Source organism: Geodermatophilus sp. SMS 5-13 (genome assembly GCF_059428245.1).
Window position 1 is genome coordinate 4,672,487 of sequence record NZ_CP165729.1, and the last position, 13,784, is coordinate 4,686,270.

Below are 13,784 nucleotides of genomic sequence, written 5' to 3' on the forward strand. Positions count from 1 at the left end.
ACGAGGGTCAGCGAGGAGTGCCGCGTGAGCGAGGACGGTCGGGGGATCCCGAGGGGATCGGTCACGCGGACCGCACGCCTGGCGTCTCTCCCGCTGGGCGCTGCCGGGCGGGCCACGCTCGGCATCGGCAAGCGCCTGTCCGGCCGGCCCGCCGAGGCGGTGACCGCCGAGCTGCAGCAGCGCACGGCCGAGCAGCTCTTCGCCGTGCTCGGCCAGCTCAAGGGCGGGGCCATGAAGCTCGGCCAGACGCTGTCGGTGTTCGAGGCCGCGGTGCCCGACGAGGTGGCCGCGCCCTACCGCGAGGCGCTGGTCAAGCTGCAGGAGGAAGCGCCGCCGATGCCGGTGCGCACCGTGCACGCGGTGCTGGCCCAGCAGCTCGGCGGCCGCTGGCGGGAGCGGTTCAAGGACTTCGACGACGCCCCCGCGGCCGCGGCGAGCATCGGCCAGGTGCACCGCGCCACCTGGCGCGACGGGCGCGACGTCGCGGTGAAGATCCAGTACCCGGGCGCGGCCACCGCGCTGATGGCCGACCTCAACCAGCTCGCCCGCTTCGCGCGGGTGTTCGCCGCGCTGTTCCCCGGCATGGATGTCAAGCCGCTGATCGCCGAGCTCAAGGCCCGGGTGGTCGAGGAGCTCGACTACGGCCTGGAGGCCGACGCCCAGCGCGCGTTCGCGGCCGCCTACGCCGGTGACGCGGAGATCGCCGTCCCCCGGGTGGTGGCCAGCGCGCCGAAGGTGATCGTCTCGGAGTGGATCGACGGCACGCCGCTGTCGAAGGTGATCGCCTCGGGCACCCGGGAGGAGCGCGACCACGCCGGCCGGCTGCTGGCGGTGCTGCACTTCTCCGGGCCCGAGCGGGCCGGCCTGCTGCACGCCGACCCGCACCCGGGCAACTTCCGGATGCTCGGCGACGGCCGGCTCGGCGTCATCGACTTCGGCGCCACCGCCCGGCTGCCCGACGGGCATCCCGAGCCGATCGGCCGGCTGCTGCGCTGGGCGCTGGAGGGCCGGGCCGAGGAGGTGCTCGCCGACCTGCGGGTCGAGGGCTTCGTCCGCCAGGGGGTGGAGGTCCACGCCCAGGGCGTCCTGGACTACCTGCGGCCGCTGCTCGCGCCGGTCGAGAGCGCGCACTTCCACTTCACCCGCAAATGGATGCAGGAGCAGGCGGCGCGGATCGCCGACCCCCGCAACGAGGCCAGCCGGCTCGGCCGCCAGCTGAACCTGCCGCCGGCCTACCTGCTCATCCACCGGGTGACCATCGGGTCGATCGGCGTCCTCTGCCAGCTCGACGCCGCCGGGGACTTCCGGGGCGTGCTCGAGGAGTGGCTGCCCGGGTTCGCCGCCTGATCGTCGTCCCACCGGACGACGCAGGCCTCCGGCCCCGCTCGTCGGGACGCCGGTCACGGGTCCAGCCGGGCCTCCAGCGCACGGACGTGCCGGCGGGCGCAGTCGGGGCAGAGCATCGTGAGCCGCTCCTCGGCGGCCGTCCGCGGGCCGGTGCGGCCGGTGGCCCGCGGGGGCCGGGTCAGCGACCAGCCGGCCACCACGTCGGACGCGGCGCCGGTGCGGCCGCAGCCGGAGCAGCGCAGCTCGTCGGGGAGCACGCCGTCCACCCTGCCAAGACCGGACGCACCGGGAAAGCGGAGGGGCCGGGTCCGGACGCACCGGGAGCGTCCGGACCCGGCCCGGCGGTCGCGGGGACCCGGCTCCTCCGGTTCCCCGCCGTCGCGCACGCCGTCAGCGGACGGCGGCGCTGGCCCGGGCGGCTCGCCGCGACGCGGATTCCGCGCGGCGGGCCCACCGACGGGCCACACGAAGCCGGCGCGCGCGGGCCGCGGCGCTGGCGTCGGCCTGCAGGTCACGGATGTGGCTGCGGACCAGGTCCTGCTCGAGGAAGCTCATGATCGTTCCTTCGGTCGGGAGTCCCGGCCCCCTCGGGGCGCGGGGAAGGTCTTGCGGATGGGTTCGGCCGGTCGGGCGCGCCTCACGCGGCCACCTCCTTGCGGGGACGGCCTCGCGGTCGCTTGCGGGCGATCACGACGCCGCGTTCGAAGATCTCGCCGCCCCAGACGCCCCAGGGCTCGCCGCGGTCCAGGGCGCCGGCCAGGCAGGCCGCGCGCACCGGGCAGTCGGCGCAGAAGCTCTTGGCCTGCTCCAGCTGGGCCGGGCTCTCGGCGAACCACAGCTCCGGGTCCTCGACCCGGCACGGCAGCGGGCGCCGCGTCGGAGCCGGTGACAGAGCCGCCCTCGCGCGTCTCGGGGTGGGGCCGCCGGTCCGGGGGAGCCCGGTACGGCGGTGGGACATCGTCGGCTGCACTGCCGCTCTCCTCCTCGTACTCGTCTGCGACGGCCGGCGGGGGCCCGCCGACCGGTGGTCGGGGCCCGGGTGCCGCGGACATGAGAAAGGCCGCGGATCCCGGGTTCGGGTTCCGCGGCCTCGAGGAGGACCGGCGAGCGGTGCTAGCTCTTCGGTCTCCCCGGGGAGTGGTTCCCGAGGGGGGTGGTGCCGTCGTTCGGGGTGATCGGGTCGTGCTGGGTGGTCGGCAGGGCGATGCCCTCGAGGACCGCGCTGCGGCGCCGCGCCATGCCGGCGAAGGGCACACCGGTCCCCTGGGCGACGGCGACGGGCGCGACGGAGCGGACGGCGGCGCAGGCGTACGGACGCGCGAGAGCGCTCCCCGAGCCGAGGACCCCGGCGGGGGCGAACGCGAACGGTGTGCTCAGCATCGGTGCCCCCTCCTCTCCGGGGTCGGTGCGCGGCCTGTCGGCCGTCTGGAGTGTGGACGCCCGCGGAGATCTCCCCGAGCGCAGACAGGACAGTAGGGCGGCGGCGTCGGGGCGGTCAACGCAATTAACGAAGTGTTCCCCGAAGAGGACGAGGAAACGGTCCCGCACCGTCTCGCCGTCGCCGTGTGCGGTCAGCCGCTCACCGCGGCGAGCACGTCCTCGCCGTAGAGCTCGAGCTTGCGGGCGCCGATCCCGGGCAGGCCGGAGAGCTCGCGCAGGCTGGCCGGGCGGCTCTCCGCGATCGCCTGCAGGGTGGCGTCGGTGAACACGACGTAGGCGGGCACCGAGGCCGACTGGGCGGCCTGGCTGCGCCAGGCCCGCAGCCGCTCGAACAGCTCCCCCGCCTCGCCCTCGAGCACGACCTTCGGCTTCTTCGCCGTCCGCCGCGCCGGGGGCGCCGTGGGTGCGGACTCCGGCGCGAGCCCGGTGAGGAACCGGCTGCGCGGACGGGCCCGACGGCCGCCCGGGTTGCGGGACAGCGACCAGGAGAGGGTCAGCTGCTCGCGGGCGCGGGTGACGGCGACGTAGAGCAGCCGCCGCTCCTCCTCCACCGCCTCGGGCCGGGACAGCGACTGCGCGATCGGCACCACGCCGTCGACCAGTCCGACGACGAAGACGACGTCCCACTCCAGGCCCTTGGCGGCGTGCATCGAGGCGAGGGTGACCCCCTGCACCGTCGGCGCGTGCTGGGCGTCGGCCCGCTCGGCCAGGTGGGCGACGAAGCCGGCGAGGTCCAGGGACGGGTTCTCGGCGACCAGGTCGACGGCGAGGTCGACGAGGGCGGCCAGCGACTGCCAGCGGTCGCGCGCCGCGCCGCCGGGGGGCGGGCGGTGCTCCACCCAGCCGGTGGAGGCGAGCACGTCGCGCACCGCGGGCACGAGCATGCCGGGCTCGTTGCCGCCGGCCGCCGCCCCGCGCAGCAGGACGATCGCCTCGCGGACCTCGGGCCGCTCGAAGAACCGCTCGCCGCCCTTGAGCACGTACGGGACGCCGGCGTCGGTCAGCGCGTTCTCGTAGACCTCCGACTGGGCGTTGATCCGGAACAGGACGGCGATCTCGGCGGCGGGCATGCCGGCGTCGATCAGCGCCCGGCAGCGGGCGGCCACCGCGGCGGCCTCGGCCGGCTCGTCGGGGTGCTCGCGGAACACCGGCTCCGGCCCCTGGGCGCGCTGGCCGAGCAGCCGCAGCCCGGGCAGCCCCCGGCGGCGGGGCGCCTGCCCGATCAGCTTGTTGGCCAGCCCGACCACCTCCGGGGTGGAGCGGTAGTCGCGCTCGAGCTTGACCACCTCGGCGTCGGGATAGCGGTCGGCGAAGCCGAGCAGGTAGTCGGGGTCGGCGCCGGTGAACGAGTAGATCGTCTGGTTCGGGTCGCCGACGACGCACACCTCGGCGCGGCCGCCGAGCCACGCGTCGAGCAGCCGCTGCTGCAGCGGGTTGACGTCCTGGTACTCGTCGACGACGAAGTGCCGGTACTGCGCGCGCACCTGCCGGGCGACGTCCTGGTGCTCCTCGAGCGCGTAGGCGGTGACCAGCAGCAGGTCCTCGAAGTCGAGCACGCCCTCGCGCTGCTTGGCCGACTCGTAGCTCGCGTAGACCGCGGCGACGGCGGCCGCCTCGAACGGCGGCTCGCGGCCGGCGGCCTGCGCACGGGCCGGGTAGTCCTCCGAGGTGGCGAGGGTGGTCTTGGCCCACTCGATCTCGCTGGCCAGGTCGCGCAGGCTGGCGCGGTCGGTCGACAGCCGCGACCGCGAGGCCGCCGAGGCGACCAGCCGCAGCTTGTTCTCCACCAGCCCGGGCATCGGGCCGCCCAGCACCCGCGGCGCGAAGTAGCGCAGCTGGCGCATCGCCGCGGCGTGGAACGTGCGCGCCTGGACCCCGCCGACGCCGAGACCCGCCAGCCGGCCGCGCAGCTCGCCCGCCGCCCGTGCGGTGAAGGTCACCGCGAGCACCTGCTCGGGGACGAACGCGCCGAGGTGGACCCCGTAGGCGATGCGGTGGGTGATCGTGCGGGTCTTGCCGGTGCCGGCGCCGGCGAGGATGCAGACCGGACCGGAGACGGCCTGCGCCGCGGCGCGCTGCTCGTCGTCCAGCCCGGCCAGCACCGCCTCCGCACCGGAGACGGTGCCCGTGTCCGCGCCGCTCTGCGGCATCCCGGCTCCCCTCTGCTGACCGTGTCGACTGCGATCCTCCCAGCCGCCGGCGACATCGTCGGGAAGCATCCCCAGGGGAGTCGTGTTGCCCTTTCGGGTACCCCGTGCACACCCCGGGGTGGACCCACGCCGAACCATTAGGGAGGATCCCCACCGATGTCTGCCGCTGCGTCCGCCGTGACGATGTACACCACCACCTGGTGCGGATACTGCGTCCGGCTCAAGAAGCTCATGCAGCGGGAAGGGATCGAGTACGCCGAGGTCGACATCGAGGTCGACGAGTCGGCGGCGGACGTCGTCATGGCTGCCAACGGCGGCAACCGGACCGTCCCGACCCTGGTCTTCGCCGACGGCTCGGCGCTGACCAACCCCAGCATCGACCAGGTCAAGAAGCAGCTCACAGAGTCATCGAGGTTGAACGGCGCGTGATCCCCGGCCCGCGGCCCCCCAAGGGGCAAGATCGCCCCGTTGCGGGCCGCGACCGCGGTCGCGCGTCGATCCGGTCCCTGCGGCCGGCACAACCCGTGGAGGTCCCCGGGGTGAGCACGCGGAGCGAGCGCACGAGCGCCGCTGCCGCGTGCCCGGACCTCGCCCCGCTGGCCGGGGAGGACGCGCCGGCCGTGGCCGTCGTCCGGACCTCCCGCGGCTGGTCGGTGGTCTCCCCCGGCGGGTCCGATCCGGTGGCCTCGCTGCTGGAGGGCCTGTCCCTCGCCGACCTGGTCGGCGAGGCGCTCGGCAACCAGCCCGAGCCCGACCGGACGGCGCGCCGCTCCGCTCGCGGCCCGGCCGCCGAGACCGACACCGAGGATCCCCGGGACGCGCGGATCGCCGCCCTCGAGCGCACCGTCGCCCAGCTGGAGCACGCGCTGGCCGCCCGCGTCTCGACCGAGCGGGCGATCGGGGTGCTGGCCGAGCGCCACGGCGTCGAACCACGCGCGGCCTTCGAGTCGCTCCGGACGTCGGCCCGGTCCTCGGGGCGCCCGGTGCACGAGCTGGCCCGTGAGGTCCTCGACACGCTCGCCGACGGTCCGGCCGCTGCCGAGGCCTGCGCGCCGGAGCTGGCGACCGCCGCTCCCGGCGTCCTCGTGGCCGGCGTCCCCGTGACGCCCGGCCCGCGGCCGCGGTCGTCCTTCTCCCGGCGCGTGGAGCACACCCGCACCCGGTCCGGCGCCGCTCCCGGCGCCTCCGGGGACGGCCGCTCCTGACCCGCCCGCAACCGCTCACCCCCGCCGCGCTGGCCGATCGGCTGGCCGCTCTGCTGGCCGGCCTGCCGCCCGAGCCCGGCGCCACCGCGCTGCGCGTGGCCGTCGACGGCCCGCCCGCGGCCGCCCCGGACGAGCTCGCCGCCGCCGTCGCCGCGCGCCTGCCGGCACAGGGCCGCGCCGCCGTCGTCGTCCCCGCCTCGGGCTTCTACCGGCCGGCGTCGCTGCGGCTGGAGCACGGCCGGACCGATCCCGACGCGCGCTACACCGACTGGCTGGACGGCGGGGCGCTGACCCGCGAGGTCCTCGACCCGCTCGGGCCGGGCGGCAGCGGCGAGTACCTGCCGGTCCTCTGGGACCTGGCGCGCGACCGCGCGGCGCGGGCCGGGCGCCGGCCGCTGCCGGACCGCGGCGTCCTGCTGGTCCCGGGGGCACTGCTGCAGGGGCTGGGGCTGGCCTTCGACGTCGTCGTCCACCTGCGGATGAGCCCGGCGGCGCGGCAGCGGCGGACACCCGCCGACCAGGCGTGGGAGCTGCCCGCGTTCGACCGCTACGACGCCGAGGTGGACCCCGCCGCCCTGGCCGACGCCGTCGTGCTGGCCGACCACCCCGACCGGCCCGCACTCGTGCTGGCCGGTCGCTTCGGCTAGAGGTCGCCGTCGAGCCAGCGGTCGATGATGTGCCGGGCGATCGAGACCGGCGGCGGCAGCGCCCGCGGCCCGCTGCCCGAGCGCAGCTCCTCGCGGGTGAACCAGCGGGCCTCCTCGATCTCGTCCTCGTCGAGCCGCAGCGTGGGGTCGCCGTCGGCGCGTGCGACGAAGCCGAGCATCAGCGACTGCGGGAACGGCCACGGCTGGCTGCCCACGTAGCGGATGTCGGTGACCTGCAGGCCGACCTCCTCGGCGACCTCGCGGGCGACGGCGCCCTCGGCCGACTCCCCCGGCTCGACGAACCCGGCGAGGATGGAGAAGCGGCCCGGCGGCCACACCGCCTGGCGGCCCAGCACGCACCGGTCGCCGCCGTCGTGCACGAGCATGATCACGGCCGGGTCGGTGCGCGGGAACAGCTCGGCGCCGGTCTCGGTGTCGCGCTGCACCCAGCCGGCCCGCTCGATGGTCGTCGCGGCGCCGGAGAGCGGGCTGAACCGGTTGCGCTCGTGCCACTCGAGGATGCCGACCGCCTGGGCGAGCAGCCCGGCGTCGAGGTCGTCGAGGTCCGCGCCGACCTCGCGCAGCCCGGTCCAGGAGTCGACCGGGCGGCCGTTGACGGTCAGCGCGCGCTCCCCGCGGACGGCGGCGTAGGGCACGCCGTCGGCCTCCCCGAGGTAGACCGCGCCCACCGGCAGCTCGGGCTGCTCGTCCCAGACCAGCTGCGGCCCCTTCGGGCCCTCGTGCACGGGGACGTTGCGCCGTTCGTCGACGGTGAGCACCCGCACCGACCGGCCGCGGGCGGGGTCGGCGAGGTCGCGCAGCCGGTGTCCGCGGTCGTGCGCGCTGCGGGAGAGCACCGGCAGGCGGCCGGTCGTCGCCCGGGTGCCCAGGGGCCAGGCGGACTCGGTCACCGGCGTGGTCGGCGGTGGCGGGTTGTCGGCGGGAGTGCTGCCCGGTGTGGTCATGCCTCGGCCTCCCCCGCGGCGACCTCCACCGGACCGAGGGCCCGCAGCGGCTCGGTCACCTCGCCGGCGTCCCCGACGACGACCGCGGTCAGCGCCGACGGTGCCAGGTAGCGCCGCGCGGCCTCCTGGACCTGCGCGACGGTGACCTCGGCCAGCGCCCGCTGGTGCTCGGCCAGCCAGTCCGTGGGCAGTCCCGCACCCAGCAGGGCCGACAGCGTGCTGGCCAGCCCGGCGTGCGTCGCCGTCGACAGGGCCATGCTGCCGAGCACGTAGCGGCGGGCGCCGTCCAGCTCGGCCTCGGTCACCGGCGTGAGCGCCATGCGCCCCAGCTCGTACCAGGTCTCCAGCAGCGCCGGGCCGGTCACCTCCGTGGCGACGTCGGCCTCGACGAGGAAGGACGACGCGGCCGCGAGGTGGTCGACCGAGCTGCGCGGGCTGTAGGTGTAGCCGCGCCGCTCCCGGATGTTCTCGACCAGCCGCGAGGAGAAGTAGCCGCCGTAGACCATGTTGGCCAGCCGGACGGCGGCCAGGTCGGGGTCGGTGCGGGTGGGCGCGGGGCCGCCGAGGCGCAGGTTGGACTGCACCGCGCCGGGCCGGTCCACGATCTCCAGGGCGCCCGGCGCGACGGCCGGCGTGGGCGGCGCGGCGACCGCCTGGCCCTCGCGCGACCAGCCGGCGAGCGCGTCGCCGGCGGCGTCCGTGGCCGCCTTCGGGTCGAGGTCGCCGACGAGCACGAGCGTGCTGCCGGCGGGCAGCACCCGGTCGCGGTGCAGCGTGCGCAGGGCGCTGCCGCGCACCTGGGTCACCAGCTCCGGCGCCGGCAGCTGCAGCGCGTAGGGGTGCGACCCGTAGCGCCGGGCGGCCAGCGCGGTGCGGGCGATCACGCCCGGCTGGGAGAGCGCGATCGAGATCCGCTCGGCCACCCGGTCCCGCTCCCCCTCGACCCGGTCGGTCGGGTAGGCCGCGCTGGTGAGCAGCTCGGCCAGCACGCCCAGCACCGGGGCCAGGCCGTCGGGCAGCAGGGTGGTGGAGAACAGCAGCCGGTCGGGGTCGGCGGAGACCGACAGCTCGGCGCCGTGGCCCTGCAGCAGCTGGGCGATCTCGGTCTGGTCGTGCGCGGCCGTGCCGAGCAGCACGGCACCGGAGAGGACGGCGGCGCGCGCGGTGTGCGTGGCCGCGCTGCGCGCGCTGGACGCCGCGAACGGCACCCGCAGCCGCAGCTCGACCAGCGGCACGCCCGGCCGGGGGACGACGACGACGCGCAGCCCCGTGGGCAGCTCGGTCTCGGTGACCGTCAGCTCCGGCTGCGGGCGCGGCTCGCCCAGCGGCGGGATCAGGGACAGGTCCAGCGTCGGCGCGCTCACTTGGCACCACCGGTGGCGCGCAGCTCGAGGACCGCGGCGGTGTCGGGCCCCAGCCCCCGGGCGGCGACCTGCACCTGCTCGGGGGTGACCGCGGCCAGCCGGGCGGCGAGCTCCCCGGCCAGCTCGGCGCGGCCGTGGACCAGCTCGGCGGCGGCGAAGCCCAGCGTGCGGCCGAGCACCGAGTCGGCCTGGCGGAGCAGCTGCGCCTCGGTGCGGGCCTGGACCCGGGCCAGCTCGTCCGCGGCCACGCCGTCCTCCGCCACCCGGGCGACCTCCTCGTGGATCGCGTTGAGCACCTGCTCCGCGGGCACCGCGGCCGGGTGGTGCACCTGCGTGGTCAGCAGCGTGGCGTCGCGGACGTCGAACGGGTCCCCGAACAGCCCGAGGTAGCTGCTCTGCGCGATGGCGATCCGGTCGTCGTGGATCAGCCGCCGCTCCAGCCGGGAGGCGTCGCCCTCGCTGAGCAGCTCGGCGAGCAGCACCGTGCCGAGGTAGGTGTCGAGGTCGCCCACCGGGTCGGGCACCCGCCAGCCGAGCGCCAGGGCCGGCGCGGGGGCCAGCGGGTCCTCGACGGTGCCCCGGCGCGGGCCGGTGGGCGAGGCCTCGCCGGTCGGCGGCAGCGGCGGCACGTCCCGGGCCGGGACGGGTGCGAACCAGCGGCGGACCAGCTTCTCGGTCTCCGCGACGTCGAGGTCGCCGCCGATGCACAGGACCGCGTTGCCCGGCGCGTAGTACTTGTCGAAGAAGTCTGCGGCGTCCTCGACGGTCGAGGACTCCAGGTCGACGAACGAGCCGTAGCCGTCGTGGGTGTTGGCGAAGCTCTCGAACGCGATCTGCGGCAGCTGCAGCCACGGGAAGGCGCCGTAGGGCCGGTTGAGCACGTTGACCCGGATCTCCTCCTTCACCACGTCGATCTGGTTGCGGAGGTTCTCCTCGGTGATGGCCGGCGCCGCCATCCGGTCGGCCTCGAGGAACAGCGCGCGCTCGAGCGCCTCGGCCGGCAGCGCCTCGAAGTAGTTCGTGTAGTCCTGGTGCGTCGAGCCGTTGAACGTGCCGCCGGCGGCCTGGACCAGGCGGGCGTGCTCCATCTTGGGCACGTGCGCCGAGCCCTGGAACATCAGGTGCTCGAAGAGGTGGGCGAATCCGGTGCGGCCCTCGGGCTCGTTGCGCATGCCGACGTCGTAGAAGACGCTGACCGCCACGACCGGCACGCTGCGGTCGGGCGCGAGGACGACGCGCAACCCGTTGTCGAGCGAGAAGCGCTCCACCGGGTGCCGCAGGGTGAGTTCGGCCCCAGCTGCTGTCACGGCGTCGACACTAACCGCGCGTCGGCGCCGTCCGCCGTCCGGTGTTCCCGGCTACAACACCTCGACGGCGTCGAGGACCTCGTCGATGACGCCGTAGAGCTCGGCGTGGGTGTTCGGGATCGAGAGGTAGAGCAGCCCGGGCGCGGGGCGGCCGACGTCGACCAGCAGCAGCGCTGCCCGCTCCCCCGTGGAGTCGTAGCCGGGCACGTCCCAGGACAGGTCGAACTCGTAGAGGTGTGCCGCGTGGCCGTCGACGGTGCGGGCCTCGTCGCGCAGCACCCGCCGCTCGTTCGGCGCGGGGTAGTAGTTGCCGCGGACGCTGTCGGCCAGCGTGCGCACGGTGCTCTGCAGGGTTGCCGGGCCGGCCCAGCCGTAGCCCTCACGCACCGGGCCGGAGGTGCACTGGGCGACGAAGACGTCGTAGCCGTCGGGCAGGTCCTCCTGCGTGACGAAGTACTGGCCCGCGATGGCGGTCGTCTCGTTCTGACGCCCGAGATTCCACTCCAGCCAGTGCTCGCCCAGCCACGGGTAGGACAGCCCCGAGTCCTGGTCGACGATCCGCACGGTGTCGGGCGGGTACGTCGGTCCGGAGGGCACCGGGTCGTTCGGCACGGACGGGTCCGCCGTCGTCGCGTCGTTCGACCGGCCGACGAGGGCCCCGACCACGAGGACCACGACCAGCGCGAGCACGGAGAACCCGATCACCAGCCCGGTCGGGAACGACCGGGCCGGCGGGGGCTCGTCCGGTGTCCGGGACGGCGGCGCGGGTGGCGGGGGCGCCAGGACCGGCGAGCGCTGAACGGCGACACCGGGCCCGGCGGGCGTCGTCACGTCCGACCAGGCCGCGCCGCTCCACCAGCGGACCATGCCCGGCGCGCCGTCGGGATCGGGGTACCAGCCCGGCGCCGGCGTCGCGTCCCGCGGCTCGCTCACGCGTGCACTGTAGGTCGTGCGCCCGCCCGGGCAGGAGACCTCGTGGCTCAGTCCCGGCGGACCGCGGCCAGCTCACGCCACAGGTGCGCGGCGGCCTCCGCGCCCCGGTGGAGCATCGGCAGGAGCACCCGCTCGTTGGGCGAGTGGATGCGGTCGGTGGGGAGTCCGGCGCCGAGGAACACCAGCGGCGCGCCGAGCTGCTCGACCAGGTCGGCCTCGGGACCGCTGCCGCCCTCCTTCATGAACAGCACCTCCTCGGGCCGGCCGTCCCACGCCTGGGCGATCGCGGCGAGCAGCGCGGCCATCCACGGCGAGTCGAGGTCGCTGGCGCACGGGGCGACGCCACCGGGCGGGGCGTGCACGTCGGCGTCGATGCCCTCCGGCAACCGCTGCTCGACCCAGGCGCGGACCTGGTCGGCGACGTCCTCCGGCCGCTGGTCGGCGACGAGCCGGAAGGTGAGCTTCGCGTGCGCCTCGGCCGGGATGATCGTCTTGTGGCCGGGGCCCTGGTAACCGCCCCACATGCCGTTGACCTCCGCGGTGGGCCGGGCGCCGATCCGCTCCTGGGTGCTGAAGCCGGCTTCGCCGGTGGCCACGCGGGACGCCGCCGGGCCGGCCAGCCAGTCCTGCTCGTCGAACGGCACCCGGCCCATCAGCTCGCGCTCGCGGTCCGACAGCGTGCGGACCTTGTCGTAGAAGCCGGGCAGGGTGACCCGGCCCCGCTCGTCGTGCAGGGCGGCCAGCAGCGAGGCCATCGCGTGCAGCGGGTTGGGCACGGCGCCGCCGAAGGAGCCCGAGTGCAGGTCGACGGCCGGCCCGCGCAGGGTGATCTCGGCGTCGGCGAGGCCGCGCATCGAGACGACGGCGCTGGGCAGGTGGGGCGCGGCCATGCCGGTGTCGCTGACCACGACGACGTCGCAGTCCAGCCGGTCGCGCCGCTGCCGGAGCAGGTCGGCGAAGTGCGGCGAGCCCGACTCCTCCTCGCCCTCGATCAGCAGCTTCACGGTGACCGCGGGGGTGTCCCGGCCGGTCGCGGCCAGATGCGCCCGCATGCCGAGCAGGTGGAAGGCGACGTTGCCCTTGTCGTCGATCGCGCCGCGGGCGTGCAGCTCCGGGCCGTCCGGTCCCTCGACGACGGTCGGCTCGAACGGCGGGTGCTCCCACAGCTCGACCGGGTCCACCGGCTGCACGTCGTGGTGGCCGTAGACGAGCGCGACCGGCGCCCCCGGGTCGGCCGACGGCCACTCGGCGAAGACCGCGGGCGCGCCGGGGGTCGGCCAGACCTCGACGATGGGGAACCCGACCCGGCGCAGCGCCTCGGCCAGCCACTCGGCGCTGCGGGCGACCTCGGCGGCGTGCACCGGATCGGCCGAGATCGACGGGATGCGCAGCCAGGCGTCCAGGTCGGCGTGCAGGTCGTCGAGGTGGGACCGGACGTACTCGCGCTCGGGGCTCGTCACGGGCTCCGACCGTAGCGCCGGCCCCGATCCCGGCTAACGTCCGGGCATGCCCGGTGAACTGCTAAAGGTCGATGTCGGCGACCTGACCTTCGACGTGCGGGTCGACGGGCCCGACGACGGGCGGCCGGTGCTGCTGCTGCACGGCTTCCCCGAGACGTCGCTGTCCTGGGTGAGGGTGACGCCGCTGCTCACCCAGGCGGGCCTGCGCACGTACGCGCCCGACCAGCTCGGCTACTCCCCCGGCGCCCGGCCCGCGGAGGTCGGCGCCTACGCGCTGTCCAACCTCGCGCAGGTCACCGCCGACCTGATGACGGCGCTGGCGATCCCGCGCGCGGACGTCGTCGGGCACGACTGGGGCGGCAACGTCGCCTGGGCGCTGGCCGCCTGGCATCCCGACCGGGTGCGCTCGCTGACGGCGGTCTCGGTGCCGCACCCGGTGGCGTACACGGCGGCCTTCCGCGGGGACCCGGAGCAGAAGGAGCGCTCGTCCTACATCCGGCTGTTCTGGCAGGAGGGCAAGGCCGAGGAGGTGCTGCTCGAGGACGATCTGCGGCGGGTGCGCCGGATGCTCGGCCCCTCGGAGGTCACGGGCATTCCGGACGAGGCGGTCGACGAGTACGTCGCCGTCCTCTCCGCACCGGGCGCGCTGACCGCCGCGCTCAACTGGTACCGGGCGATGAGCTCGGGCACCCCGGTGGACCCGGTCGACGTGCCCACGACCTACGTGTGGAGCGACGGCGACGTCGCGATCGGCCGCACCGCCGCGGACGGGTGCGCGCAGCACGTCACCGGCGACTTCCGGTTCGTCGAGCTGTCCGGGGTCACCCACTGGATCCCGGAGCAGGCGCCCGAGCAGCTGGCGGCCGCGATCCTCGACCGCATCGCCTCGAGCTGAGGGAGCTCACCCGCGCGGTGTGGTCACCGGCCTCGCGATAGACCGCGCGTGTCGCGACCACACCGCGCGGC

At 75.8% G+C, this 13,784-nt stretch carries 15 protein-coding genes; 5 read left to right on the plus strand and 10 right to left on the minus strand.

From position 1 onward, the window contains the following. Positions 1-24: 24 nt before the first annotated feature. A complete protein-coding gene (locus tag AB3388_RS22615; protein WP_495407562.1) occupies positions 25-1,347 on the plus strand; it encodes an ABC1 kinase family protein in 1,323 nt (440 codons plus the stop codon). Between the two features lie 53 nt (positions 1,348-1,400). Here AB3388_RS22615 and AB3388_RS22620 read toward each other — a convergent pair whose 3' ends face one another. The 5 genes from AB3388_RS22620 to AB3388_RS22640 all read right to left on the minus strand — a co-directional run bounded on the left by AB3388_RS22620 (position 1,401) and on the right by AB3388_RS22640 (position 4,937). Further along, a complete protein-coding gene (locus AB3388_RS22620) occupies positions 1,401-1,604 on the minus strand; it encodes a hypothetical protein (RefSeq protein WP_495407563.1) in 204 nt (67 codons plus the stop codon). A gap of 133 nt (positions 1,605-1,737) precedes the next feature. Beyond that, positions 1,738-1,902: a hypothetical protein gene (locus AB3388_RS22625; RefSeq protein ID WP_495407564.1), complete on the minus strand. Its 165-nt coding sequence runs from the start codon at positions 1,900-1,902 to the stop codon at positions 1,738-1,740. Positions 1,903-1,984: 82 nt separating this feature from the next. Next, positions 1,985-2,317, minus strand: coding sequence for a WhiB family transcriptional regulator (locus tag AB3388_RS22630; RefSeq protein WP_495407565.1), 333 nt, complete (start codon positions 2,315-2,317; stop codon positions 1,985-1,987). A gap of 143 nt (positions 2,318-2,460) precedes the next feature. Then, positions 2,461-2,727, minus strand: a complete 267-nt coding sequence (locus AB3388_RS22635) for a hypothetical protein (protein WP_495407566.1) — start codon at positions 2,725-2,727, stop codon at positions 2,461-2,463. 191 nt (positions 2,728-2,918) lie between these two features. Next, positions 2,919-4,937, minus strand: coding sequence for an ATP-dependent helicase (locus tag AB3388_RS22640; RefSeq protein WP_495407567.1), 2,019 nt, complete (start codon positions 4,935-4,937; stop codon positions 2,919-2,921). Between the two features lie 156 nt (positions 4,938-5,093). On the opposite strand from AB3388_RS22640, the gene AB3388_RS22645 reads away from it, so the two are divergent. The 3 genes from AB3388_RS22645 (at position 5,094) to AB3388_RS22655 (ending at position 6,789) form a co-directional block, all read left to right on the plus strand. Then, the gene (locus AB3388_RS22645; protein ID WP_495407568.1) at positions 5,094-5,366 is read left to right on the plus strand and encodes a mycoredoxin; all 273 of its coding nucleotides are present in this window, start codon (positions 5,094-5,096) and stop codon (positions 5,364-5,366) included. A gap of 110 nt (positions 5,367-5,476) precedes the next feature. After that, positions 5,477-6,142 carry an ANTAR domain-containing protein gene (locus AB3388_RS22650; protein WP_495407569.1) on the plus strand — a complete coding sequence of 222 codons (666 nt, stop codon included), beginning with the start codon at positions 5,477-5,479 and terminating at the stop codon, positions 6,140-6,142. Positions 6,143-6,237: 95 nt separating this feature from the next. After that, positions 6,238-6,789, plus strand: a complete 552-nt coding sequence (locus AB3388_RS22655) for a nucleoside/nucleotide kinase family protein (RefSeq protein WP_495407570.1) — start codon at positions 6,238-6,240, stop codon at positions 6,787-6,789. Here AB3388_RS22655 and nudC read toward each other — a convergent pair. The 5 genes from nudC to AB3388_RS22680 are packed head-to-tail and all read right to left on the minus strand — an operon-like array spanning position 6,786 to position 12,818. Next, positions 6,786-7,754, minus strand: a complete 969-nt coding sequence (gene nudC / locus AB3388_RS22660) for an NAD(+) diphosphatase (protein WP_495407571.1) — start codon at positions 7,752-7,754, stop codon at positions 6,786-6,788. The genes AB3388_RS22655 and nudC overlap by 4 nt on opposite strands. Continuing rightward, entirely contained in the window at positions 7,751-9,118 is a 1,368-nt protein-coding gene (locus AB3388_RS22665; RefSeq protein WP_495407572.1) for a M16 family metallopeptidase, read from the minus strand. Before AB3388_RS22665 ends, nudC begins: the two co-directional genes overlap by 4 nt. Beyond that, positions 9,115-10,425 carry a M16 family metallopeptidase gene (locus AB3388_RS22670; protein WP_495407573.1) on the minus strand — a complete coding sequence of 437 codons (1,311 nt, stop codon included), beginning with the start codon at positions 10,423-10,425 and terminating at the stop codon, positions 9,115-9,117. The genes AB3388_RS22665 and AB3388_RS22670 overlap by 4 nt, the downstream gene beginning before the upstream one ends. A 51-nt stretch (positions 10,426-10,476) precedes the next feature. Beyond that, on the minus strand, positions 10,477-11,358 hold the full coding sequence (locus tag AB3388_RS22675) for a DUF2510 domain-containing protein (RefSeq protein WP_495407574.1): 882 nt from the start codon (positions 11,356-11,358) through the stop codon (positions 10,477-10,479). A 47-nt stretch (positions 11,359-11,405) separates the two neighbouring features. Continuing rightward, the gene (locus tag AB3388_RS22680; protein WP_495407575.1) at positions 11,406-12,818 is read right to left on the minus strand and encodes a M20/M25/M40 family metallo-hydrolase; all 1,413 of its coding nucleotides are present in this window, start codon (positions 12,816-12,818) and stop codon (positions 11,406-11,408) included. A 46-nt stretch (positions 12,819-12,864) separates the two neighbouring features. On the opposite strand from AB3388_RS22680, the gene AB3388_RS22685 reads away from it, so the two are divergent. After that, positions 12,865-13,713, plus strand: a complete 849-nt coding sequence (locus AB3388_RS22685; protein WP_495407576.1) for an alpha/beta fold hydrolase — start codon at positions 12,865-12,867, stop codon at positions 13,711-13,713. Positions 13,714-13,784 lie beyond the last annotated feature (71 nt).